Raw genomic sequence first — 24481 nt, 5'->3', positions numbered from 1 at the left:
GCCAAGACAGGAGAACGGATTGGCCATCGGTGCCCTTACCCCACCGCAAGATCAGATGCCCCAGCGCGAGGCGTTAGTTGAATTTCCCGACAACCGGTTGTTGATTGATTTATGCGGCGAATATGACCGCAATCTGACCGAGATCGAGCAGAAGCTCTCGGTGCAGATTGTGCGTCGCGGCAATCAGCTGGTTGTTATGGGCGACGAGGAGTCGCAGAAAAACGCCATTGAGGTTCTGCAGGCTCTGTACACGCGCCTCGAAGGTGGGCGCGATGTTGAAGCGGCCGATGTCGACCGCGAGCTGCGCATGGGCGGGTCTGAGCAGGGCACAGGCAGCCGGGATGGCGATCAGCTTGAGATGTTCAAAGGCGGCACGGTCGAAATCAAGACGCGCAAGAAACTGGTCGAGCCGCGCACTGACGCGCAGAAGGCTTATGTACAGTCGCTGTTTCAGAACGAACTCGCCTTTGGCATCGGACCGGCGGGTACGGGCAAGACCTATCTGGCCGTTGCGGTCGGGGTGTCGATGTTCATCGGCGGGCATGTGGATCGCATCATCCTCAGCCGACCCGCGGTCGAGGCCGGGGAAAAGCTGGGTTACTTGCCGGGCGACATGAAAGACAAGGTCGATCCTTATATGCAGCCGCTCTATGACGCGCTGAACGATTTCCTGCCCGGTAAGCAGTTGGCCAAACTGATTGAAGAGAAGCGAATCGAAATCGCTCCGCTGGCCTTCATGCGGGGCAGAACCCTTGCGAATGCCTTTGTGGTGCTGGACGAGGCGCAGAATGCGACGACCATGCAGATGAAGATGTTCCTGACCCGTCTGGGTGAGGGCAGCCGTATGGTCATCACAGGCGATCGGTCGCAGGTTGATCTGCCGCGTGGGGTACAATCCGGGCTGGCCGATGCCGAACGCCTGCTGAACACGATCCCGAATATCAGTTTCAACTACTTCACCTCAAAGGATGTAGTGCGACACCCGCTTGTGGCCGCAATCATCGAGGCGTATGAGGCCGACGCGGGGCGCGAAACGGGGTAACTCAAAGTCTCGAACGGGGCTTTGAGGCGGTAACATGAACCTTGAACTGACTGTGGAAGACGACCGCTGGAAGGAACTGGAGCCTTTGGCACTGGGGGCAATTGGGGCAGTCCTGCGCCATTGCGGACTGGACCCGGACCTGTGCGAGGTCAGCCTGCTGGCCTGCGACGACACACGCATTGCCGAGTTGAATGCTGAGTTTCGGGAGAAACCAACCCCGACCAATGTGCTCAGCTGGCCTGCGGAAGACCTGGCGACGGGCATAGCAGGTGAGGTCCCGCACCTGCCTCAACCGGATTTCACAGGCGAGATCGCGCTAGGAGATATCGCGATTTCATACGACACCTGCGCGCGTGAGGCAGAAGAGGCGGGAAAGCCCATGGCTGAACACGTGACGCATTTGATCATTCATGGCACGCTGCATCTGCTCGGTTATGACCACATTCGTGACTTCGACGCCACCTTGATGGAAGGGATCGAAGTCAAGATACTTGGCAAACTGGGTATCGATGACCCATATAATAAGTGAAGCGGGTTATTTCACCCGATCAATTGGAACAGGATAATGGGCGACACAGACGGCAGTTCTAGGGCGGCGCAAAGCGCGCAGTCTGAGGATTTCAAAATAGAAGAGAAAAGCGGTTTCTTTTCGCGAATTTTCGATTCTTTCTCGGGGGCCGAGGAAGAACAAAACACTCCGGTTAACGGACATGAGATGGAGACCAGCCAACATCGTGGCATGGTGAACCTGCGTCGGATGCGCGTCGAGGATGTGGCGATTCCGACCGTGGAAATCGTTTCGGTTCCCTCGACGATTTCCAAGGATGAACTGGCGCAGGTGTTTCGCGAAAGCGGCCTGTCGCGCATTCCTGTCTATGAAGGCACACTGGATACCCCGCTGGGCTTCGTGCACCTAAAGGATTTTGCCCTGACCCACGGGTTCAACGGCGGTTCTGCCGAGTTTGATCTGGTCTCGATGCTGCGCACCTTGCTGTTCGTGCCGCCGTCGATGCCTATCGGCGTGTTGCTGACCAAGATGCAAACCGAACGGCGCCATATGGCCTTGGTGATTGATGAATATGGCGGCGTCGACGGTTTGTTGACAATCGAGGACCTGATCGAACAGGTCGTGGGCGAGATCGCGGATGAGCATGATGCGCACGAAGATCAGCTTTGGATACAGGAGAAGCCCGGCTGTTACGTGGTGCAGGCCCGGGTCCCGTTGCAGGAGTTTGAGGCCGAGATTGGGCGCTCTCTGACAAGTCACGAGGATGTGGACGAGGAAGAGATCGAAACGCTGGGCGGTCTGGTTTTCATGCTGTCGGGTCGGGTCCCCGCACGAGGTGAAGTTGTGCTGCATCCCGAAGGGCCGGAGTTCGAGGTGATCGACGCCGACCCCCGCCGCATCAAACGTTTGCGTGTCATGTTGCCGGACGTCATTGCATGATCTCTGTCCAGGGCTGGCCGTTCTGGGCGAGGCTTGGATCTGCGGCAGCGCTTGGGGCACTGGGGGCCTATGGGTTGGCGCCCTTTGGCTACTGGCCCCTGGGCCTGATTGCGTTGGTTTTGATCGCGCCGTTGTTTTTGGCCTGTGAAACCCGTGCTCGTGCGGCGGTGTTGGGATGGGCTTTTGCGACTGGCTATTTTGCCCATGCTCTCAGTTGGATACTTGAGCCGTTCCAAGTCGATGCCGAACGCCATGCCTGGATGGCGCCGTTTGCGTTGGTTTTCATGGCGGGTGGGCTGGCCTTGTTCTGGGCGGCGGCTTTCTGGGTCGCGCGGCGGCCCGGAGCGTCAGCCCTTCGGCAGGCTGTCTTTTTGAGCGTGGCACTGTCACTGGTGGAATTCGGTCGCGGGTATTTGCTGACGGGCTTTCCCTGGGCAGGGGTGGCGCAGATCTGGGTGGACACGCCGGTCGCGCAGCTTTTGTCTTTGCTTGGCCCCTATGGCCTTGGCGCATTGACTTTGGGTCTGACAGTGCCGCTGGGTGCGGCGTTGTCACAGCGCGGCTCGTCTCGTCCATTGATTGTGTCTGTGGTTTGTCTGGTTGGGGCGACGGTTTTAGCGCTTGTCTATGCTGCGACACGGCCCGGCGTGGAACAGAGTGCCAGCGTCGTCCGTTTGGTCCAGCCGAATGCGCCACAGCACCAGAAATGGGATCCCGACTACGCGCCGTTGTTCTTTGCGCGCCAGATTGAGTTCACCGCAGCCTCTCCGCGGCCCGATCTGATAGTTTGGCCTGAGACCGCTGTGCCTGCCTGGCTGAGCAGTGCAGAACCTTATCTGGACGCCATTGCCGATGTTGCCCAGGGTGTTCCCGTGGTGCTGGGAATTCAGCGCGGCGACGGGCCACGCATTTTCAATTCAATGATCTATCTGGACGAAACCGGGCAGCAGACGGGTCTGTATGACAAACATCACCTTGCTCCTTTTGGCGAGTATGTTCCGTTCGGGAATCTGATGGCGCGGTTCGGTATTCATGGAATGGCGACGACTGCGGGCCATGGGTTCAGCTCTGGGCCCGGGCCGGCACTGATGCAGGTTGGCAAGTTGGGTATGGCGCTGCCGCTGATCTGTTATGAGGCCGTTTTTCCACAAGACGTGAATGGCGCGCCGGGTCGGGCGGACTTTATTTTGCAGATCACCAATGATGCCTGGTTCGGAACGCGGTCGGGCCCATTCCAGCATTTGGCACAGGCCCGGATGCGGGCGATCGAGCAGGGGCTGCCCCTCATGCGCGCGGCCAACACCGGCGTGTCCGGGATGATCGACCCCTTGGGACGGCTTACCGCGTCTTTGCCTTTGGGCCAGGCGGGGTATGTGGATGCGGTTCTGCCGTTGCCATTTGCGCCGACGGTTTATTCCCGGATGGGCGACATCCCAGTGTTTGGGGCCTTATTGTTCGTGTTTGCTGTGCTTTGGTTTCGGATCCGGCGGCTCGAGGATTAGATTCCGATTGACCCGGACTCTCAACGCGCGTATTGCCTGCGTCGCTTGTCACAACGGCTTCCTGGCGTGGCAGAAGAACCTTAATGGAGCGCATTTATGTCCCGACAGAACTACACTTTTACTTCGGAATCAGTTTCCGAAGGGCACCCGGATAAGGTCTGTGACCGGATTTCCGATGCCGTCCTTGACGCCTTTCTGAATGAAGAACCTGAGGCACGTGTTGCGTGCGAAACCTTCGCCACGACCAATCGGGTTGTGATCGGTGGAGAGGTAGGTCTGTCTGATCAGGAAAAACTGCACGATTACATGGGTCGCATCGACGAGATCGCCCGCGCCTGTATCAAGGATATCGGCTACGAGCAGGACAAGTTCCACCATGACACCGTCGAGGTGACAAACCTGCTGCATGAACAGTCTGCCCATATCGCGCAGGGCGTGGATGCAGCCGCGGACAAGGATGAAGGCGCTGGTGATCAGGGCATCATGTTTGGTTACGCAACCACCGAGACCCCGGCTCTGATGCCCGCTCCGATCCAGTATTCCCATGCAATCCTGCGCCGTCTGGCCGAGGTGCGCAAGAACGGGTCTGAACCTGCGCTTGGTCCCGACGCAAAGTCCCAGCTTTCGGTCTTGTACCGTGATGGGACGCCGGTTGGTATCAGTTCAATCGTGCTGTCCACTCAACACTTGGATGAGGCGCTGAGCTCGGATGACATCCGTTCGATTGTCGAGCCCTACATTCGCGAAACACTGCCGGACGGTTGGATCACGGCCGAGACGGAATGGCACGTGAACCCCACAGGTAAGTTCGTGATCGGCGGTCCCGACGGCGACGCTGGTTTGACCGGGCGCAAGATCATCGTCGACACCTATGGCGGTGCCGCCCCGCATGGCGGCGGCGCGTTTTCGGGCAAAGATCCGACCAAGGTCGACCGTTCTGCCGCCTACGCGGCGCGCTATCTGGCAAAGAACGTCGTTGCAGCGGGGATGGCCGACCGCTGCACCATCCAGTTGAGCTATGCCATCGGGGTGTCGAAGCCGTTGTCGATCTACGCCAATACCCATGGCTCGGGCCAGGTTTCAGATGCCGAGGTTGAAAAAGCTGTTGGTCAGGTGATGGATCTGACCCCGCGCGGCATCCGCGAGCATCTCCAATTGAACAAGCCGATCTATCAGCGCACTGCGGCATACGGACACTTTGGGCGTGAGCCTGATGCTGATGGCGGTTTCAGTTGGGAGCGCACCGATCTGGCTGACGCTTTGAAATCAGCGGTCTGATCAGTCCATAAACAAAAGGTGCGCCCTTGCGGGCGCGCTCTCTTTTTCGCGAATGCGCTTGTGGTGAGGCGTTGCATTTTGCAACGCCCTTGCCTCGGCATCAGCCGCGCAGTATGGGCACGGTCATGAGTACCCAGACGCCCCAACGCCCCCGCAGGAACTTCTATGGACGTTTCAAGGGAAAGACCCTGAAACAAAGCCAGAAGACGTATCTGAACGAAGACCTCGATGCCCTGTCGCCGGGCGCGGTGGATTGGGAAAGCAACCCAGAACGTCACCCGTTGGACCTTGAGACGTTGTTTGGCGGAAAAGATGTCTGGCTTGAGGTCGGTTTTGGTGGCGGCGAACACCTGGTACATCAGGCCGCACGCAATCCCGAAATCGGCATCATCGGAGCCGAGCCGTACATCAACGGCGTTGCGATGTTGTTGGGTAAAATCCGGCAGGCCGGGGTCGAGAACCTCGCCGTGCATCCCGGCGATGCGCGTGATCTGTTCGATGTGTTGCCGAAGCAAAGCATCTCGCGCGCATTTCTTCTCTATCCCGATCCATGGCCCAAAACGCGGCATCACCGCCGCCGTTTCGTAACACCGGAACACCTGGAGCCGCTCGCCCGGGCCCTGAAGCCGGGCGCTATCTTTCGCGTTGCCACGGATATTCCCGACTATGTCCGGCAAACGCTGGAGGAGGTTCCGCGCGCCGGGTTCGAGTGGTTGGCCGAGCGCCCGTCGGATTGGCGCGAACCGTGGGACGACTGGATTTCCACCCGATACGAACAAAAAGCATTGCGCGAAGGGCGCAAGCCTCACTATCTGACCTTCCGCCGCAAAGGCTGATTGCCGCTGGACCATCTGCCCCCAATTCGCTAATCGGCTTGAGCACTGATAGCGAAAACAGGAGCCCCCATGTCCGGACACGGCACGCCCATCCCGATGACCTCGCATCCCTGCGGCCCGTTGACCGGCACGGCAGAGGTGCCGGGCGACAAATCGATCTCGCATCGGTCGTTGATCCTGGGCGCATTGGCCGTTGGAGAAACCAGAATCTCGGGTCTTCTGGAAGGTGAGGATGTTCTGGACACCGCCAAGGCCATGCGCGCGTTTGGGGCGGACGTCACCGACCATGGCGGCGGTGAGTGGACGGTACATGGTGTGGGCGTGGGCGGTTTTGCCGAGCCCGATCAGGTGATCGACTGCGGAAACTCTGGCACCGGTGTTCGATTGATAATGGGGGCGATGGCCACGTCTCCGATTTCGGCGACGTTCACTGGGGATGCCAGCCTGAACAAACGCCCGATGGCGCGGGTCACCGACCCGCTGGCGCTGTTTGGAACGCAAGCAGTAGGCCGGTCCGGTGGGCGGCTGCCGATGACTATTGTCGGCGCAACAGACCCTGTGCCGATATGCTATGAGGTGCCCGTGCCCTCGGCTCAGGTGAAATCTGCTGTTCTGCTGGCTGGTCTCAACGCACCCGGCAAAACCGTGGTGATCGAAAAGGAGGCCACCCGCGACCATTCAGAACGGATGCTCGCGGGGTTCGGCGCCGAGATTGCCGTTGAGGATACGGATGAAGGTCGGGTGATCACTTTGACCGGTCGCCCCGAATTGAAACCCCAGGTCATCGCTGTTCCGCGCGACCCGTCCAGCGCAGCATTTCCTGTGTGTGCGGCGCTGATCACACCCGGCTCGGACGTTCTGGTGCCTGGGATTGGCCTGAATCCGACCCGCGCAGGCCTGTTTACCACGCTGCGCGAGATGGGTGCCGTCCTGAGCTATGAAAACGAACGCGAGGAAGGCGGCGAACCGGTTGCTGATCTGCGCGCGAAATACTCGCCCAATATGAAGGGCATCGAGGTGCCGCCAGACCGCGCCGCCTCGATGATTGACGAATACCCCGTTCTGTCCGTTGTCGCAGCCAATGCCACAGGTACAACAATGATGGGCGGCGTGAAAGAGCTGCGGGTCAAGGAAAGCGACCGGATCGATGCGATGGCCAAGGGTCTGCGCGCCAATGGTGTGACTGTGGATGAGGGCGACGATTGGTGGTCGGTTGACGGGCTGGGCATCGGAAACATTCCCGGCGCGGGCACTTGCCAAAGCTTTCTGGATCACCGCATCGCCATGTCCTTCATGATCCTGGGCATGGGCGCGAAGCAGCCGGTAACGGTAGACGATGCTGGCCCCATAGCCACGTCTTTTCCGATCTTCGAGCCACTGATGGCGCGTCTTGGGGCGCAGCTGATCAGAAACAACCGGTAAATCGGACGATGACGCACAGCTTTACCGTTGCAATAGATGGCCCGGCAGCGGCCGGGAAAGGAACAATCTCAAAAGCCGTCGCGGCGCATTTCGGGTTTGCGCATCTGGACACCGGACTTCTTTACCGCGCGGTCGGACGGCGCACATTGAACGGTGTGGATGCGATAGAGGCTGCGCAATCCTTGACGGCTGAGGAACTGGATCACGGTGATTTGCGCACCGCAGAGATCGCTCAGGCGGCGTCGAAAGTGGCTGCTATTCCCGAGGTGCGCGCGGCTTTGGTAGACTTTCAGCGTGCTTTCGCCCGTCGAGCCGGTGGTGCAGTTCTGGATGGACGTGACATCGGGACGGTGATCTGCCCGCAGGCCGACGTAAAGCTGTTCGTTACCGCCAGCCCCGAGGTTCGGGCCGAGCGCCGGTATCTGGAACTTGAGGCCAAAGGCGGGGACGTTACGCGGGATCAGGTCCTTGCCGATGTCCGCGAACGCGACGCGCGTGATGCCGAACGCAGCACGGCGCCGATGAAACCGGCGGACGATTCCGTCCTGCTGGACACTTCGGACCTGAGTGTCGATGCGGCGCTGGCACAGGCCCTGGCCATCATTGAAAGCAAACGCCCCGAATTTGGGTAGTGCTGCGGTGCTGTCGGTTCAAGTTCGCCAAAGCGATGCATTTTATGTTGGTCCATTGATCGTCATTGATTTTCGAATGCCCGCCAAGCCAAGGCAGTTTCGCGGAGAAGTAGGCTTCGAACACATCACGGTTGGCGGCGGTGGCAAAGCATTGGGACGCGTCGTCACAGGTTGCGGAATAGTCTGAAAGATTTCAACCGTGTTGCCCTGATTGTTCAGCAGCCAGACAGACGCTATGCGCACGCCAGGTCGGGGTATCGTTCGAGACATGGATCTTATCCGCTGAAAAGTCAGAGCGGCAATCAGGGGCAGGGCAGGATTCTTCCTTTGGATTTCTTCGGTGTTTCGACTTGGATCAGCGAAAAGTCCTGTCTTCGAAAATAAACCACGCCAGAGATTTTGATCACACGATCTCAACCAGTCCAGAAAACCGTGCGGGTCGTCCAGTGTCTGGATGAGACAGCGCATGGACTTCACCAAGCTTTGTTTGGTCACGCAGGTTGTGGGCGCTTAAGGTTGTTTCGAAGCCTGTTGGAGAGAAGACATGATCCGAAGAGCCCTATTGCTGATTTTTCTGGCTGGGAGTGTTGCCGCTCAGGACGCGCCCGAGGCTGAGCCTCCGATGGACTATGAAAGGCTTGGCAAAATCCTGTTTGCACTTGATCCCGAGGCGCAACCGCGCGGTCCGGGATTTCAGCTGACCGTTTCGGACGTCCCGGTTCTGGTGATCACCGATGTCAATGCCGACCGGATGCGCGCGATGGTGCCGATCAGAAATGCCCAGGACCTGTCGACTGAAGACCTCCGGCGCATGATGCAGGCCAATTTCGATTCTGCCTTGGATGCGCGCTATGCGATTGCAAACGGAATGCTCTGGGCTGCGTTCATTCACCCGCTCTCGCCTCTGGAAAAGGATCAACTGATCTCGGGGCTGGCGCAGACGGTGAATATCGCCAAGACCTACGGGTCGCTTTATTCAGGCGGGGCGCAGCAGTTCGGGGGCGGAGACAGCGGCAACCTTCAACGCGAACTGATCGATGAACTGCTGAAGAAAGGGGAAGAGATTTGAGCCTGTTGATTGTGCCTATACCGGTACAGATACTGGCGTTCGGTCGCCCAGCAGATAGCGCAAAACGTCCGCATAGTCGAAGGCCAGAGAAATCACGATGGTCATCAGGACAAAGCGGATGATCCATCTGGGAGCTTCAGCTATGTCTGCGCGTGCCTGCTGCCGCCAAAGGTACCAGGCAAGCGGCGTCCAGAACACGGCATGGCCGAGCCCCATCAACCGAACATATCCAAGTTGGCTGAAGATCAGCAGAACACCTGCAGCCCCAAGTCCGCTGCCGATCACGGTGATCAGCGCGGTCAGGCGGGTCTGTCGCCAGATCAGTAGAGAGACCGGCAAAAGGAACGCGCCAAAGCTCAGGACGTTCATCCAGATCTGAACCCACTGGGGCTGCTGTGCAACGATCAGGTTAAACTCTTCCAAAGTCTGACACCTCTTGTTTCTGCGTCCGAGCACACTGGTGCCGCTTTAGCATCAGGGACGCAACAGACGCCCCCGGTATATCAACGGAATGTGACATCAGTGGTTTTGTCTGGAATCTGCGCCAAGGCGCTTTCGACTTGCGGGTCCGAAGCCAAACCGTTATAGAGCACGCGTCTCAACAAGGGCGGTTAACGTCCGGATGACGTATCTGAGCAGGGCCGGGTCACCTCGGCCCTTTGTGTTTGTGTAGTCAGATGCGTTCCGGATCACGCCTGTGGACATCATGAAACAAGACCGGCGGAGACAACCGCTCGGCCAGCAAAAACGTACTGTAAAGGAAAACAACGCCACATGGCTAATACATCCATGGAGGAATTCGAAGCCCTCCTGAACGAAAGCTTCGAAATGGACACGCCCGAAGAGGGTTCTGTTGTCAAAGGTAAGGTTCTGGCGATCGAAGCCGGCCAAGCCATCATCGACGTCGGCTATAAAATGGAAGGCCGCGTTGATCTGAAAGAATTCGCAAATCCTGGCGAAGCCCCTGAAATCGCTGTTGGTGACGAGGTCGAAGTCTACCTGCGCGCCGCAGAAAACGCCCGTGGCGAAGCTGTCATCTCACGCGAGATGGCCCGCCGTGAAGAGGCATGGGACCGTCTGGAAAAAGCATATGCCGACGACCAGCGCGTCGAAGGTGCAATCTTTGGTCGCGTCAAAGGTGGCTTCACCGTCGATCTGGGTGGCGCAGTAGCGTTCCTGCCCGGCTCGCAGGTTGACGTCCGCCCCGTGCGCGACGCTGGCCCTCTGATGGGTCTGAAGCAGCCGTTCCAGATTCTGAAAATGGACCGCCGCCGTGGCAACATCGTTGTGTCGCGCCGCGCAATCCTGGAAGAATCGCGTGCCGAACAGCGCGCTGAAGTCATCGGCAACCTGACCGAAGGTCAGACCGTCGAAGGCGTCGTCAAGAACATCACCGAATACGGTGCGTTTGTTGACCTGGGCGGCGTTGACGGCCTGCTGCACGTCACCGACATGGCATGGCGCCGTGTGAACCACCCGTCCGAGATCCTGACGATTGGCGAAACCATCAAGGTTCAGGTCATCAAGATCAACAAAGAAACCCACCGCATCAGCCTGGGCATGAAGCAGCTGCAGGAAGATCCGTGGGATCTGGTTGCTGCCAAGTACCCGCTGGGCTCGGTTCATCAGGGTCGCGTCACCAACATCACCGACTACGGCGCGTTCGTCGAGCTGGAAGCCGGTGTCGAAGGTCTGGTGCACGTGTCCGAGATGTCCTGGACCAAGAAAAACGTCCACCCCGGCAAGATCGTTTCGACCAGCCAGGAAGTCGATGTCATGGTTCTGGAAATCGACGGCGCCAAGCGCCGCGTGTCTCTGGGCCTGAAGCAGACCCAGCGCAACCCATGGGAAGTGTTTGCAGAAACACACCCCGAGGGCACCGAGGTCGAGGGTGAAGTCAAGAACATCACCGAATTCGGACTGTTCATTGGCCTCGAAGGCGACATCGACGGCATGGTTCACCTGTCGGACCTGTCCTGGGACGAGCGTGGCGAGGATGCGATCCAGAACTACCGCAAAGGCGATATGGTTTCGGCCGTTGTCTCGGAAGTTGATGTCGAAAAAGAGCGTATCTCGCTGTCGATCAAAGCCCTGGGCGGTGACAAGTTCGCCGAAGCCGTGGGCGGCGTGAAGCGTGGCTCGGTCATCACCGTCGAAGTCACCGCGATCGAAGATGGCGGCATTGAAGTCGAATACGAAGGCATGAAGTCGTTCATCCGTCGTTCGGACCTGTCGCGTGATCGTGCCGAGCAGCGTCCCGAGCGTTTCTCGACCGGTGACAAGGTCGACGTTCGCGTCACCAATGTCGACAGCAAGACCCGTCGTCTGGGCCTGTCGATCAAGGCACGCGAGATCGCCGAAGAGAAAGAGGCCGTGGAACAGTACGGTTCCTCCGACTCGGGCGCATCGCTGGGCGATATCCTGGGTGCAGCGTTGAAGTCGGGCGACTAAGCCCGCGACACATCGCTAGCTTGAATTTCGGCCTCGCACATTCGTGCGGGGCCGTTTTTGTTGCGAATCAACGTCTTCCAAACAACCGGCTTGATTTGAGTTCATTCGCGCTTGAAGTGTACAAATCCGGTCTTCGGCTAAAATTTCACCTGAGATTGCCCTAAAATGCCGACTTTGCCCGCAGAGACTCCGTTCCCCCGATCCGGGTTTTTTCCTATACTGTCAGAACAGTAGACCTGTCACATCGTCCGCCTGGGAGGGTATAGCGAATGATCCGTTCAGAATTGATTCAGAAAATTGCCGACGAAAACCCGCATCTCTATCAACGCGACGTCGAGCGGATTGTGAATACCGTCTTTGAGGAAGTGACAGACGCTATGGCCCGGGGTGACCGGGTTGAGCTGCGCGGTTTTGGCGCGTTTTCGGTGAAAAAGCGCGACGCCCGTGTGGGTCGAAACCCGCGTACTGGCGAGACCGTGCAGGTCGAAGAAAAATGTGTACCGTTTTTTAAAACAGGCAAGTTGCTAAGGGACCGATTGAACGGTAAAGCCTGAACCCATGATGCGCTACCTTCGATACGCTTTTCTTGGGACTCTCGGGATTATCCTGATCTCGATTTCTCTGGCCAATATTCAATCGGTTGAACTCAAGCTGATGCCGGATCCAGTTGCCGAACTGTTGGGCTTCAACCTGACGGCCACATTGCCGCTGTTTCTGGTGGTTTTGGGCGGGGTTGTGGCTGGCCTGATCATCGGGTTCCTGTGGGAATGGCTGCGCGAGCACAAGCATCGCCGCGACGCGACAGTAAAGAAAGGCGAAGTGCGCAAGCTTGAGCGTGAGGTCAAGAAGCTCAAGAAAAAGCAGAATGAAGGCAAGGACGAGGTTCTCGCCATTCTGGATGAGGCAAGCTGAGCCAAAGCAATGCCTGATGTAGCTGTCAAAATCTGCGGTCTGACCGCACCGGATCACGTGCGCGCTGCGGTGGACGCTGGTGCGCGATATCTGGGGTTTAACTTTTTTCCCAAGTCGCCCCGATATGTCTCGGCCATGCAAGCGGCAGAATTGGCGTCTCATGTTCCGTTGGGCGTGGCCAAGGTGGCTTTGGTTGTGAATGCGACGAATGAGTTGCTGGACAGTATCACGCAGACCGCGCCATTTGACATGCTGCAATTGCACGGGGCCGAAACGGTTGAACGCGTGCAGGACGTCAAAGATCGGTATGGCTTGCCCGTCATGAAAGTCATTGGTGTTGCCGATGCCGAAGATTTGGCTGCGATTGACACGTACAGCGACGTTGCCGATCAGTTGCTGATCGATGCCAAGGCCCCCAAGAACGCAGTATTGCCAGGTGGAAACGGGCTGGCATTTGATTGGCGCCTGTTGGCAGGGCGCAAATACTGGCGCAAGCCGTGGATGTTGGCCGGTGGGTTGAACCCGGAAAACGTGGCCGAGGCGATCCGTATGACCGGGGCACGTCAGGTCGATGTGGCCTCAGGCGTGGAAAGTGCGCCGGGGGTCAAGGATGCGGCGTTGATCCGGGCCTTTGTCGACGCTGCGGTTCACGCGGGCTGACACGTCACAAGTGGCGGCACCTGGGTGCGTTTTGCCATGGCAAATCCTGCCGCTACCTCCTATGAACAACGGGTATGACGAGGGAGACACCCATGGCCAACGATCTTTTCAATTCCTTCATGTCCGGCCCGGATGAACAGGGCCGTTTCGGCATCTTTGGCGGACGGTTTGTCAGCGAAACACTGATGCCGCTGATCCTGGCGCTGGAAGAGGAATATGAAAAGGCCAAGGATGATGCCTCTTTCTGGGCCGAGATGGATGATCTGTGGGCCAACTATGTCGGACGCCCCTCGCCGCTGTATTACGCGGAGCGCCTGACCGAGCATCTGGGTGGTGCCAAGATCTATCTCAAACGCGATGAGTTGAACCATACCGGCGCGCATAAGATCAACAACGTGCTGGGCCAGATCATTCTGGCGCGGCGCATGTGCAAGACCCGCATCATCGCGGAAACCGGGGCAGGGCAGCATGGCGTGGCCACTGCCACCGTCTGCGCCAAGTTCGGTTTGAAATGCGTGGTCTATATGGGCGCGCATGACGTGCAGCGTCAGGCCCCGAACGTATTCCGCATGCGCCTGCTTGGGGCCGAGGTCATCCCTGTGACGTCGGGCCGTGGCACCCTGAAAGATGCGATGAACGACGCGCTGCGCGACTGGGTGACCAACGTGCGCGATACGTTCTATTGCATTGGCACCGTGGCTGGCCCACACCCGTACCCGGCGATGGTGCGCGATTTTCAGTCGATCATCGGCAAGGAAGCCAAGGAACAGATGCACAAGGCCGAGGGCCGTTTGCCCGACACGATCATCGCCGCCATCGGTGGTGGATCGAACGCGATGGGTCTGTTCTACCCGTTCCTTGACGACAAATCCGTCAACATCATCGGTGTTGAGGCCGGTGGTAAGGGTGTGAACGAAAAGATGGAACATTGCGCCTCGCTCACCGGCGGACGCCCCGGTGTTCTGCATGGCAATCGCACCTATCTGCTGCAGGATGATGACGGTCAAATTCTTGAGGGCTATTCGATCTCGGCGGGTCTGGATTACCCGGGCATCGGCCCCGAACATTCGTGGCTGAACGATATCGGCCGCGCGCAATATGTCTCGATCACCGACAAAGAGGCGCTTGAGGCGTTCCAGCTGTGCTGCGCCACCGAAGGCATCATCCCGGCGCTAGAGCCCAGCCACGCGCTGGCGCATGTGATGAAGATCGCGCCGGAGCTGCCCAAGGACCACTTGATCTGCATGAACATGTGCGGACGTGGTGACAAGGACGTGCAGACCGTGGCGAAATATCTGAACTTCGACATGTCGGATACCGAAGGCCGCAGCGCCGATTGACCATGCGATAAAATTTGAAATTTCTGACAAGTGCGGCGCGCCTTTTAACGGTGTGCCGCTTTTGTTTTGGGCCTGTGGCTTTTCGAATGTTGCGCAACTGGGTAATTTTGTTGCGTGATCGCCACAGTTGCGTTTCTGAACCTCAGAAATTTATTGAGCGAATCCAGCCGCTTCGCCTAAACCCGCCGTTACCGGTCACGACGGGCCGGACCCTAGCGGGCAGAGGTGATCACTCTCTCGGTGCGGACGGCGCTGCCGAAACCGTATGCCAGGGCCGAAACCGGGGATTGGTACATGCTTTGTAGCTCAGCTGGATAGAGCAACAGATTCAGGTTCTGTGAGCGAAGGTTCGATCCCTTCCAAAGCCGCAAATGTAGCTCAATGGTAGAGTAATCGACTGCGAATCGATGTGTTGCGGGTTCGAATCCCGTCATTTGACAAACGCTGTTAGGTCAGCACCGGCCTTCAACGCCGGCCCGTGAAAACGGTCCAAAACATATGGGTCCGGGTGTTCGCCAGCAGGGGCGGCACCGCGCAACGTCAGGCTTTGGCCGGGCGGGGCAGGGGCCTTCGCTGCTCTGGCCTTGGGCCGGAGGACGGATGACGGTGTCGCCGGATCGGCGCCCCGCCTAGCCCCAAAGGGGAAGGCGGCGCATCGGTCCTGCGCCCCTCTCTCTGACCCTCCCGTACAGGGGCATGGCGCGGGGGATACTCGGGTCTTTCCCGCCTTCATCCGAAGGCCTCACACCTGTCACCCAACCGGGGTGCAACTCACTGAAAACATGAAAAGGAGTTCGCTTTTGCGACGACGATAGAGCGAGACGAAAAGGAGATATGAAATGACACTGTTCCAAGATCTGATGGACCGGCTGACCGGCCACCGGCGGCTGACCCTGACCGAGACCCAGCGGATGCTGGTCCTGCGCAATGGGGTGTTTGATGCAATCCTGGGGGCCGGGAAACACCGGCTGCCGCGCAAGGATGTGCTGACCGAATTGCACGATCTGGAGACCCTCTTTTTCGTGTCGCCCTATGAGCGGGCGCTGATGCAGAACCGGCCTGAACTGGCCAGCGCGCATCTGACCGAGTTTCGGGCCGAACCTGATGAAATTCTGGTTCTGCTGCGGGATGGCGTCCCGGTTCGGGTACTGAACCCCGAAGCACGGGCACTTGCCTGGAAAGCGGCAGGCCCCTGGCAGGTCGAAAACCATGCGCTGACTGAGACCATGGTTGTGCCCAAGGCGCTCGCTCAGCGGCTGGTCCGGGCCGGGCTGCGGCTGAGCCTGACACAGGTTGAGATTGCCGAAGGGCATGTCGGTCTGTTGAGTGTGGATGGCGTGCTGGTGGATCAGCTGAACCCTGGCGCTCATGCCTTCTGGAAAGTGGGCCGGAACCTCGAGGTCAAGCAGATCGACCTGCGGCAACGGACCCATGAGGTGACGGGTCAAGAGATCCTGACCAAGGACCGGGTGACCATCCGGGTCAACCTCAGCGCCGATTACCGGGTTGTCGATCCGGTCAAGGCGATGGGGGCGGTCAAGGATTTCGATCAGGCCCTGCACCGGGCGCTGCAACTGGCGTTCCGGAAGACCCTTGGCGCGATGACACTTGACCGGCTGCTGGCCGAGAAGGTGACTGTCGACACCGAGGCCGCCGATCGGGTGCGGACGCAAATGGCCGGGATCGGTATCGAAGTCGGTGAGATCGCACTGAAAGACGTGATCCTGCCCGGCGAGATGCGGGAAATCCTGACCGCCGTGGTCGCCGCCGAGAAACAGGCTGAGGCCAACGTCATCCGGCGGAGGGAAGAAACCAACGCCACGCGGTCTCTGCTGAACACCGCAAAGGTGATGGCGGAAAACCCGGTCATGCTGCGGCTGAAAGAGCTGGAAGCTCTGGAAACCATCGCGGGCAAGGTTGAGCGGCTGACGGTCCACAACGGGACCGAGGGTCTGATGTCTGACCTTGTGAAACTGCGGGAGTAGCGCCGCGAAAAGCAAAGGGCCGATCCGGTGACCATCCGGGTCGGCCCATTTTTTAGTCTTCGTGCAGAACGGTTTCGAACCCTTCGAACTGGGGTGGACCCATCAGCGCATACTGCGTTTTGCCTTTGCCCGCATTCTTGTGCGCATCACGGAACTGGCGGGACTTGGTCCAGGCCTCAAAGTCCGCACGGCTGTCCCAGACCACATGGCTGGAGTAGAGGCGATAGCCATCTCCTTCGGGACCCTTGAGCAACCTGAACTCGCGAAAGCCGGACACTTCGCTCAGGCGGCTTTGACGCTCTTTCCAGACGGTTTCAAACTCGGCTTCGCTGCCCAGGCAGACTTGAAAGCGGTTCATTGCAATGAAGCTCAAGACGGTCTCCAATTGATCGTGATGCAGGCTGGCGAAATGCAATGTCGGCTGGCCGTTGACAAAAAGTGTTTTGCGCGGTCGCCGTCAATTCGCGCGGGCTGCATGGCGTTGCAGAACTTCCAGCGGGACAATTTCCAACGCGCGCTGGTGGGTGGCGGCCAGATGAACCTTGGGCGCACAGCCTTCTTCATGGGCTTGCAGGAACCGACCGGCGCACAGGCACCAACTGTCTCCGGGGTTCAGGCCTGGAAAGTTGAACTCAGGCCGTGCTGTGCTCAGATCGTTGCCGACATATTTTGAATAGGCCAGAAACTCGGCGGTCATGATGGCGCACACGGTGTGGCTGCCCTGATCCTCGGCGCAGGTGTTGCAGGCTCCATCGCGGAAGAACCCGGTCAATGGATCACGCGAGCAGGGGGCAAGGACGCCGCCGAGAACATTGATGCTGTCTTCTTTCTGCATAGGCTCACCTTACAGGCTTTGGGCAATACTGCGGAACACTTCGACATTCTGTTCGTTCACACCCGGATCACGGAAATTGCGATCCGCGCCGGTCGTCATGATCAGAACACCGCGGGGTTGGTCGAAATACATATATTGCCCATAGACGCCTCGAGCCAGGAATTCTCCTTCATGCGCCCCTACGGGTATCCACCATTGATAGCCATAACCGATCTTTCCCGGCTCTGTTGGGGCACTGGGCCATGTCGATTCCTTGATCCAGTCTGCGGGGACCAGTTCTTTGCCATCGTGTTTTCCATCCTGAAGGATCATCTGACCGAAACGCGCGAAATCGCGGGTGGTAAAATTCAGACCGCCCAACACAAAGGCCACGCCAGCCCCATCGGTGATATAGTATCCGTCGCGCTCCAACCCCAAAGGCTGAACGATCTTTTCGGTCATCAATTCTGTAACGCTGCGCCCGGTGGCACCTCGGATGACCATTCCGATGACATGGGTGTCGATCGACACATACTGCCAGGTTTCGCCGGGCTGGGTGAAACTGTCCTGCAATGCGATGGTGAAGTCATCCAGTTCCCCACCCAGAGCGACAACACGGCCCATCCTGTTGATGTCGGACTTGGGGTCAAAGTAGTCCTCGTTGAACGTCACCCCACTGGCCATATTCAGAACGTTGCGGATTGAGGTCGCCTCATAGGCGCTGCCGGTCAGGTTTGGCGCGTATTTCACCACGGGATCTTCCAACGAGGCAATGGCACCTTCGTCCAGCAAAATCCCAAACAGGGCCGAGAGATAGCTTTTGGCAACCGACCATGAAATCCGCCGGTCGTCGGGGCCTGTGCCAAGATAGTATTCCTCGAAACGGATCTGCCCGTCCTGCATCACCAGCAGAGATGTCACGGCGCGGTCTTCGATCCAGGCATCTGTTCCGTCCGGCAGGTCAAAGCCGGGTCCGTAGGGCAGCTCCCATGTAGGTCCGTTGCCGCGGGACAGATTGGCGGTCAGGAAGGCCTCATCCATATGCGAAAAGTTGTGAACGATCTTTTCGGCCGAGAACAGGGAATTCACCGCCATCAGACGCTGTAATTCTTCCCGTTTCCAAAAACCGACAACCACCGCGGCCAGCACCAGCGCCAGAGTGATCCGCAGGACCCATTTAAGCAGTTTCTTCATCGATGCCTCCCTCTTGAGCGGCATTTGAGCGTGTGATGGCGCGATCCGCAATCAAGACCCTACGGCACGCAGCGCGAGGTTTATTTGAACTTGTCCAACAGCTTTTGCATGGCCGACCGATTGTCGGGTTCAGGCTCGGATCTGGCGGCTGGTTGTGAGGCCGGTTGCGTTGCATCCGGTGATTTTGATGATCGGGGCGGCGCTGTCCGCAATGCGACGGCGTTCATGAATTTACCGTTGTCGCCATCTGCAAGATGCCCGGCACCCTCAGAGACGCCGCGCAGCACATCGTCCAGCCATTCGGCCTCGGTTTTGGCAAAATCACCAAGGACATACGGAGAGACCATCTCTTTCCGTCCCGGATGACCGATTCCAAGCCTGACCCGGTCGTAGGCGGGGCTGATATGTTCATGGATCGAACGCAGACCATTGTGTCCGGCATGACCACCGCCCGCCTTGACACGTACCTTTCCGGGGGCGAGGTCCAACTCGTCGTGGAAGACGATGACGTCTGTCGAGTCGAGTTTGTAAAACCGCATTGCTTCACCCACGGATTGACCCGAACGGTTCATGAACGTTTGTGGTTTGATCAGCAGAACTTTCTGACACCCCAGGCGCCCTTCGGCGACCTCGGCCTGGAACTTGGTTTTCCAGGGGCCAAAGCCGTGATCGTCGGCAATCCGGTCCACAGCCATGAACCCGATGTTGTGCCGGTTGCGGGCATATTTCGACCCGGGATTCCCCAATCCGACAAACAGTTTCATTCTCATGTCCTTGTACAGCACGCATCCAACGCAATGGGTTGATGGCACGAAAGGCCACCCGCTTTCCAGCCCGATACCAAAAGAAAACGGGGCCCAATCGTGGGCCCCGTCGCATCAGTCCAAAAAACTGAACTCGGACTTATTCTTCGGCTTCTTCCTGGCCGACGACTTCAACTTCGTCCGCAGCCACTTCTTCGCCGTCTTCATCGTCGCTGGTCGACAGACCTGTCGGTGCCGATACGTTGGCGATCACGAAATCACGGTCGATGGTCGGCTTGGTCCCTGCGGGCAGGTCAACCGACGAGATGGTGACAACGTCGTTGATCTCCATGCCGGTCAGATCAACGGTGATCTTCTCGGGAATGTCGCCAGCGGTACACATCAATTCGACTTCCGGGCGAACAACAGTCAGAACGCCGCCTTTTTTGATGCCGGGGGCTTCTTCTTCGTTGATGAACTCTACCGGGATGAACAGAGCGATCTTGGTGGTCCGACGCAGGCGCATCAGGTCCAGGTGGGTCGGAAGATCTTTGACGACGTCACGCTGAACGTCGCGGCAGATGACGCGAACGTCTTCGTGGCCGTCAACCTTCAGGTTCCACAGGGTCGACTTGAACCGGCCTGCTTTCAGGCGCTTGAACAGAACGTTGAACGGGATCTGAATGGGTAGCGGTTCTTTGTCGCCACCAAAAACAATGCCCGGAACCATGCCGTCGCGGCGTGCCTGACGAGCGGCGCCCTTGCCTGTCCCCGTCCGTTCCAGAGCTACGAGATCAGGAATCTCACCAGCCATGATATATTCTCCAAAGTTAGGGCGGGCATCCTCCAAGGCTGTATGCCCGCGTGAAGCCGCGTCCTTATATCGATTCATTGGGTTTGGAAAGGAGTTTTTGGCAGATTGCCACTTTGCGAGGCTCTGCCTCGCGCTCCGGGATATTTTTAGCCAGATGAATGAAGGATCCCATGCTTCATCTGGCCGCAAATATCCTGGGGGAGGCGCCCAAAGGGCGGCGGGGGCAGGGCCCCCGTTTTTTCCGTCAGTTTTGCCACCGCCCGCCGAAATCCTCAGGCACCAGAAGGTTGTGGCGCCCCAGATCAGCGATCTTGCGCTCGCCGCACAAAGCCATTGTGGTGTCGAGTTCTCTTTGAATGACATCCAGCGCCGTCGCCACGCCCTTTTGCCCCATTGCACCCAGACCATAAACAAAGGCGCGGCCGATATAGGTCCCTTTGGCCCCAAGCGCCAAGGCCTTCAGGACGTCCTGGCCAGAGCGGATGCCGCTGTCCAGATGAACCTCGACATCTCCGCCCACCGCATCCATGATTTCGGGCAGCATACGGATCGAACTGAGCGCGCCGTCCAGTTGACGACCGCCGTGGTTCGACACAACGATTGCGTCTGCGCCCAGTTTGGCGGCCATTCTGGCATCCTCGACGTCGAGTATGCCTTTCAGGATCACCTTGCCGCCCCATTGTTCCATCAATCTTTCGACCTTTTTCCAATCAAGGCTGGGGTCGAATTGCTCAGCGGTCCATGCGCCCAGAGATGACGCGTCGGAAATGCCTTCGACATGGCCAACGATATTGCCGAATTCACGACGTTTTGCCCTCAGCATCTCAAGCCCCCAGGACCACTTGGTCATCAGGTTGGCGATGGTTTTTGCTGTCAGCTTCGGCGGCGCGGACAGGCCGTTTTTCAGGTCTTTGTGGCGTTGACCCAGAATTTGCAGATCCAGCGTAATCACCAGCGCCGAACATTTGGCCTCTTTGGCGCGCTGGATCAGACGGCTGACATAGTCTTGATCCTTCATGGTGTAGAGCTGAAACCAGAAGGGTTTGCTGGTGTGCGCGGCCACATCCTCGATCGAGTTGATGGACATGGTCGAGAGGGTGAACGGCACACCGAACTCTTCTGCGGCCTTGGCAGCTTTCATCTCGCCGTCGGCGTGCTGCATGCCTGTCAGCCCAACAGGGGCCAGCGCAACCGGCAACGTGACATCCTCACCAATCATCTGAGACGTGGTCGAGCGGCCTGACATATCCACGGCCACCCGTTGTCTAAGGCGGATTTTTTCAAAGTCGGTGCTGTTTTCACGAAAGGTCTGCTCGGTCCAACTGCCGCTTTCGGCGTAGTCGTAGAACATGCGCGGCACACGTCGTTCGTAGATCTGCCGCAGGTCTTCAATCGTCGTAATCACGGGCATGTCCGGAAACCTTCGTTCAGTTGTCCCGCACTGTGTAACCGGCGCAAGGACGGTTTCGCAACGCTGTCCCGATAACAAAAAACGCGGGCGTTCCGGGCCAACCGCGTTTCAAAAACGATCCCGATGATCGGGACTTATGCCGAATGAGCGCCGTCAGATAAGGATTTCACGAAATCCAACACTTCGGCCACTGGCTTGCCCGCGCCGATCTGGCTGACAATGGCCGACCCGACAACTGCGCCATCCGCGACCGAGGCGATGGCTTGCGACTTCTCGGGCGTGTTTATGCCAAAGCCGACGATCACGGGTAGGTCGGTTGCCGATTTGATCCGAGCGACTTCGGGGCCGACATTGGTCGCCTGTGCTTCGGCGGCTCCGGTGATCCCGGTAATCGAGACGTAGTAGACAAAGCCCGACGTGTTCTGCAGCACGCGCGGCAGGCGCTTGTCGTCGGTCGTTGGCGTCGCAAGGCGGATGAAATTCAAGCCCGCAGCCTGCGCTGGCAAGCACAGTTCCTCATCTTCTTCCGGCGGCAGATCGACAACGATCAGCCCGTCAATTCCCGCCGCCTTGGCATCCGTCAGGAATGTCTCGACCCCCCGGTTGTAGATCGGGTTGTAGTACCCCATCAACACGATTGGCGTCGTGTCATCGGTTTCACGAAAGGCCCGCGCCAAATCCAGAGTGCGCTGCAAGGTCATACCCCCATCCAGCGCACGTTGACCTGCGAGCTGGATCGTAGGCCCGTCCGCCATCGGGTCGGTAAAGGGCAGGCCAAGTTCAATGACATCCACACCTGCACCCGGCAGTCCCTTTACGACCTCCAGCGAGGTCTCATAGTCGGGATCGCCCGCCATCACATAGGCGACAAAGGCCTTCTTCCCCTCGGCTTTCAGGGCGGCGAACTTGGCGTCGATACGGGTCATTGGATGTCCTTGCAGTCGGGTCTGGACCTGATGTGCAGAAACTTTCGCCGAAAATCAATCCCACCGCGCGACGAAAGCCTCAGAACGCGAAGTGATAGCGAAAGAGCACCGCATTGACGCCGGGGTTTTCTTCCTGCGTGCTGGCATTGGATTTATGAGTGACTGCAAGCGAAGTTTTGTTGCCACTGTCCAGCGTAAATCCCAGCGCCAGAAGGCTGCGGATCTGAAAGCTGCCGCCCAGATCGTTCAACGCGTTGGACTCGGAGAAGATACCCGGCATGACGCTTGCCTCGACGAACCAGCGCTCGTTCAGCGAATAGACACCAACAAGGCCCGCACCGAAATGGGAATCTCCGTCTTCGTCAACGGATAGCGCTGCCCCCCAGGTGGCGCTGAACCGCCGGGATTGGTGGAACGGACGGTGCTGATACTCCAGCGCAAAGATAGCCTGATCCGCGGACGCGTTGTCCGAGAAATCCGCAAATCCGGCTCCCGGAATGATGGATTGGGCTTGGGCTGTGGTGGCAGCAAGGACCTGCGTGGCAATGAGAACAAGGGATTTATGCATCAGATTGCAGTCGTGTTGTTGTCTTTTGTGCGAACCAAGTGCTTACTGCTAAGCCCCATTTTCAACGCACGCCGTTTCACGATGTTGGCATAATCTCGTGAAAAGCCGCTGTTGTGCAGGCTTGTCGCTTTGCCCGCATTGGCTTGCGCATTTACCCCGACGCGCCTAGAAGCAGCCGCGAATGGCATCAGGAGACCGTCATGGGCTTTAAAATGGGAATCGTGGGTTTGCCGAATGTGGGCAAGTCGACCCTCTTCAATGCGCTGACCAAAACCGCAGCCGCGCAGGCCGCAAATTTCCCGTTCTGCACCATCGAGCCCAATGTAGGCGACGTGGCCGTTCCTGATGATCGGCTGGACAAGCTTGCGGCGATAGCATTGTCCAAGCAGGTCATTCCGACGCGAATGACCTTTGTCGACATCGCCGGGCTGGTCAAAGGCGCATCCAAGGGCGAAGGGTTGGGTAACCAGTTTCTGGCCAATATCCGCGAGACCGACGCCATCGCCCATGTGCTGCGCTGTTTCGAAGACGGTGACGTCACGCACGTGGATGGCCGGGTCGATCCGGTGGCCGATGCCGATACGATTGAGACCGAGCTGATGCTGGCCGATCTGGAAAGCATCGAAAAGCGCCGCGCCAATCTGGTGCGCAAGCTGAAGGGCAACGACAAAGAGGCGCAGCAGCAGGAACGCTTGTTGGCCGAAGCGCAGGCGATGCTGGAAAACGGCAAGCCCGCGCGTCTGGTCGAGGTCAGCGAAGAAGACGCCAAGGCATGGAAGATGCTGCAACTGCTGACCACCAAGCCGGTGCTTTATGTCTGCAACGTCTCGGAAGAAGAGGCTGCCGAGGGCAATGAGTATTCCGCCCGTGTGGCCGAAATGGCCGCAGCGCAAGGCAACTCGCACGTCATCATCAGCGCCAAGATCGAAGAAGAGATCAGCCTGCTGGAAGAGGACGAAGCGCAGATGTTCCTCGAGGAAATGGGGCTGGAAGAGCCCGGCCTCGACCGTTTGATCCGCGCAGGTTACGATCTGTTGAAGCTGGAAACCTATTTCACCGTCGGCCCGAAAGAGGCCCGCGCCTGGACCATCCGCACCGGCACCGCCGCGCCGCAGGCTGCTGGCGTGATCCATGGCGATTTCGAAAAAGGCTTCATCCGGGCTGAGACCATCGCCTATGACGATTATATCGCCGCCAATGGCGAGCAGGGGGCGAAAGAGGCGGGCAAGATGCGGGCTGAAGGCAAGGGCTACATCGTGAAGGATGGCGATGTGATGCACTTTTTGTTTAACACGTGAGTGTATTGCGATTGATGTGTTGAAAATCGAGGTGTGTGTAGACAGGGTCCGTTTCTCCAATTGGGTGTTTGGGTCAAGCTCGTTTTCTTTCATTGTATCGGATCACTGTCGCTCATCCGGGTCACGCTTCTCTTCGC

General features: G+C 58.4%; 25 protein-coding genes, 1 tRNA gene and 1 riboswitch. Of the genes, 17 read left to right on the top strand and 9 right to left on the bottom strand.

Going from position 1 to position 24481, the window contains the following annotated elements; genetic code table 11:
* Nucleotides 1-19 precede the first annotated feature (19 nt).
* The 9 genes from ACR0L4_RS20410 (at nucleotide 20) to ACR0L4_RS20370 (ending at nucleotide 9228) form a co-directional block, all read left to right on the top strand.
* The gene (locus ACR0L4_RS20410; RefSeq protein WP_170753985.1) at nucleotides 20-1042 is read left to right on the top strand and encodes a PhoH family protein; all 1023 of its coding nucleotides are present in this window, start codon (nucleotides 20-22) and stop codon (nucleotides 1040-1042) included.
* Between the two features lie 34 nt (nucleotides 1043-1076).
* A complete protein-coding gene (gene ybeY, locus ACR0L4_RS20405) occupies nucleotides 1077-1571 on the top strand; it encodes an rRNA maturation RNase YbeY (RefSeq protein WP_480514843.1) in 495 nt (164 codons plus the stop codon).
* A gap of 36 nt (nucleotides 1572-1607) precedes the next feature.
* A complete protein-coding gene (locus ACR0L4_RS20400) occupies nucleotides 1608-2489 on the top strand; it encodes a hemolysin family protein (RefSeq protein ID WP_170753983.1) in 882 nt (293 codons plus the stop codon).
* Nucleotides 2486-3991 (top strand): apolipoprotein N-acyltransferase, encoded by a 1506-nt coding sequence (gene lnt, locus ACR0L4_RS20395; RefSeq protein WP_480514842.1) that lies wholly within the window; start codon nucleotides 2486-2488, stop codon nucleotides 3989-3991. Before ACR0L4_RS20400 ends, lnt begins: the two co-directional genes overlap by 4 nt.
* Before the next feature lie 42 nt (nucleotides 3992-4033).
* A riboswitch (SAM-SAH riboswitch) is annotated at nucleotides 4034-4082 on the top strand.
* 5 nt (nucleotides 4083-4087) lie between these two features.
* A complete protein-coding gene (gene metK / locus ACR0L4_RS20390) occupies nucleotides 4088-5269 on the top strand; it encodes a methionine adenosyltransferase (RefSeq protein ID WP_170753981.1) in 1182 nt (393 codons plus the stop codon).
* Between the two features lie 125 nt (nucleotides 5270-5394).
* Entirely contained in the window at nucleotides 5395-6105 is a 711-nt protein-coding gene (gene trmB / locus ACR0L4_RS20385; protein WP_170753980.1) for a tRNA (guanine(46)-N(7))-methyltransferase TrmB, read from the top strand.
* A 69-nt stretch (nucleotides 6106-6174) separates the two neighbouring features.
* The gene (gene aroA / locus ACR0L4_RS20380; protein ID WP_170753979.1) at nucleotides 6175-7527 is read left to right on the top strand and encodes a 3-phosphoshikimate 1-carboxyvinyltransferase; all 1353 of its coding nucleotides are present in this window, start codon (nucleotides 6175-6177) and stop codon (nucleotides 7525-7527) included.
* 8 nt (nucleotides 7528-7535) lie between these two features.
* Complete coding sequence (locus ACR0L4_RS20375; protein WP_480514841.1) at nucleotides 7536-8159, top strand: (d)CMP kinase; 624 nt, start codon at nucleotides 7536-7538, stop codon at nucleotides 8157-8159.
* Between the two features lie 544 nt (nucleotides 8160-8703).
* Nucleotides 8704-9228, top strand: coding sequence for a hypothetical protein (locus ACR0L4_RS20370; protein WP_480514840.1), 525 nt, complete (start codon nucleotides 8704-8706; stop codon nucleotides 9226-9228).
* A 15-nt stretch (nucleotides 9229-9243) separates the two neighbouring features.
* On the opposite strand, the gene ACR0L4_RS20365 is transcribed toward ACR0L4_RS20370, so the two are convergent.
* Complete coding sequence (locus ACR0L4_RS20365) at nucleotides 9244-9651, bottom strand: hypothetical protein (protein WP_480514839.1); 408 nt, start codon at nucleotides 9649-9651, stop codon at nucleotides 9244-9246.
* A 351-nt stretch (nucleotides 9652-10002) separates the two neighbouring features.
* Between ACR0L4_RS20365 and rpsA the strand changes: the two genes are divergently transcribed.
* From rpsA to ACR0L4_RS20330, 7 genes are all read left to right on the top strand, one after another.
* Nucleotides 10003-11679 carry a 30S ribosomal protein S1 gene (gene rpsA / locus ACR0L4_RS20360; protein WP_480514838.1) on the top strand — a complete coding sequence of 559 codons (1677 nt, stop codon included), beginning with the start codon at nucleotides 10003-10005 and terminating at the stop codon, nucleotides 11677-11679.
* A 269-nt stretch (nucleotides 11680-11948) separates the two neighbouring features.
* On the top strand, nucleotides 11949-12233 hold the full coding sequence (ihfB, locus tag ACR0L4_RS20355) for an integration host factor subunit beta (RefSeq protein WP_050603110.1): 285 nt from the start codon (nucleotides 11949-11951) through the stop codon (nucleotides 12231-12233).
* A 7-nt stretch (nucleotides 12234-12240) separates the two neighbouring features.
* Nucleotides 12241-12591: a LapA family protein gene (locus ACR0L4_RS20350; protein WP_170754074.1), complete on the top strand. Its 351-nt coding sequence runs from the start codon at nucleotides 12241-12243 to the stop codon at nucleotides 12589-12591.
* A 9-nt stretch (nucleotides 12592-12600) separates the two neighbouring features.
* Nucleotides 12601-13251 carry a phosphoribosylanthranilate isomerase gene (locus tag ACR0L4_RS20345; RefSeq protein WP_480514837.1) on the top strand — a complete coding sequence of 217 codons (651 nt, stop codon included), beginning with the start codon at nucleotides 12601-12603 and terminating at the stop codon, nucleotides 13249-13251.
* Nucleotides 13252-13343: 92 nt separating this feature from the next.
* Nucleotides 13344-14591: a tryptophan synthase subunit beta gene (gene trpB / locus ACR0L4_RS20340; RefSeq protein WP_480514836.1), complete on the top strand. Its 1248-nt coding sequence runs from the start codon at nucleotides 13344-13346 to the stop codon at nucleotides 14589-14591.
* A 367-nt stretch (nucleotides 14592-14958) separates the two neighbouring features.
* A tRNA-Arg gene (locus ACR0L4_RS20335) sits at nucleotides 14959-15031 on the top strand.
* Between the two features lie 399 nt (nucleotides 15032-15430).
* Nucleotides 15431-16576 carry a slipin family protein gene (locus tag ACR0L4_RS20330; RefSeq protein ID WP_170753973.1) on the top strand — a complete coding sequence of 382 codons (1146 nt, stop codon included), beginning with the start codon at nucleotides 15431-15433 and terminating at the stop codon, nucleotides 16574-16576.
* Between the two features lie 52 nt (nucleotides 16577-16628).
* On the opposite strand, the gene hmuQ is transcribed toward ACR0L4_RS20330, so the two are convergent.
* From hmuQ to ACR0L4_RS20290, 8 genes are all read right to left on the bottom strand, one after another.
* Nucleotides 16629-16949 carry a heme-degrading protein HmuQ gene (hmuQ, locus tag ACR0L4_RS20325; protein WP_480514835.1) on the bottom strand — a complete coding sequence of 107 codons (321 nt, stop codon included), beginning with the start codon at nucleotides 16947-16949 and terminating at the stop codon, nucleotides 16629-16631.
* A gap of 84 nt (nucleotides 16950-17033) precedes the next feature.
* A complete protein-coding gene (locus ACR0L4_RS20320; RefSeq protein ID WP_480514834.1) occupies nucleotides 17034-17411 on the bottom strand; it encodes a DUF2237 family protein in 378 nt (125 codons plus the stop codon).
* 9 nt (nucleotides 17412-17420) lie between these two features.
* Nucleotides 17421-18584 (bottom strand): serine hydrolase domain-containing protein, encoded by a 1164-nt coding sequence (locus tag ACR0L4_RS20315; RefSeq protein ID WP_480514833.1) that lies wholly within the window; start codon nucleotides 18582-18584, stop codon nucleotides 17421-17423.
* An 80-nt stretch (nucleotides 18585-18664) separates the two neighbouring features.
* Nucleotides 18665-19348, bottom strand: coding sequence for an aminoacyl-tRNA hydrolase (pth, locus tag ACR0L4_RS20310; protein ID WP_480514832.1), 684 nt, complete (start codon nucleotides 19346-19348; stop codon nucleotides 18665-18667).
* A gap of 139 nt (nucleotides 19349-19487) precedes the next feature.
* Nucleotides 19488-20141 carry a 50S ribosomal protein L25/general stress protein Ctc gene (locus tag ACR0L4_RS20305; RefSeq protein ID WP_170753969.1) on the bottom strand — a complete coding sequence of 218 codons (654 nt, stop codon included), beginning with the start codon at nucleotides 20139-20141 and terminating at the stop codon, nucleotides 19488-19490.
* A gap of 244 nt (nucleotides 20142-20385) precedes the next feature.
* Entirely contained in the window at nucleotides 20386-21552 is a 1167-nt protein-coding gene (locus ACR0L4_RS20300) for an alpha-hydroxy acid oxidase (protein ID WP_480514831.1), read from the bottom strand.
* Between the two features lie 134 nt (nucleotides 21553-21686).
* Complete coding sequence (gene trpA, locus ACR0L4_RS20295; RefSeq protein ID WP_480514830.1) at nucleotides 21687-22478, bottom strand: tryptophan synthase subunit alpha; 792 nt, start codon at nucleotides 22476-22478, stop codon at nucleotides 21687-21689.
* 79 nt (nucleotides 22479-22557) lie between these two features.
* A complete protein-coding gene (locus ACR0L4_RS20290; RefSeq protein ID WP_480514829.1) occupies nucleotides 22558-23046 on the bottom strand; it encodes an acyloxyacyl hydrolase in 489 nt (162 codons plus the stop codon).
* A 200-nt stretch (nucleotides 23047-23246) separates the two neighbouring features.
* On the opposite strand from ACR0L4_RS20290, the gene ychF reads away from it, so the two are divergent.
* A complete protein-coding gene (gene ychF, locus ACR0L4_RS20285) occupies nucleotides 23247-24344 on the top strand; it encodes a redox-regulated ATPase YchF (protein WP_480514828.1) in 1098 nt (365 codons plus the stop codon).
* The last annotated feature ends 137 nt before the right edge of the window (nucleotides 24345-24481 follow it).

Source organism: Ruegeria sp. AB5, assembly GCF_056542645.1.
Note: the sequence above shows the minus strand (reverse complement) of the source record. Positions and strands in the feature narration are given on the sequence as shown.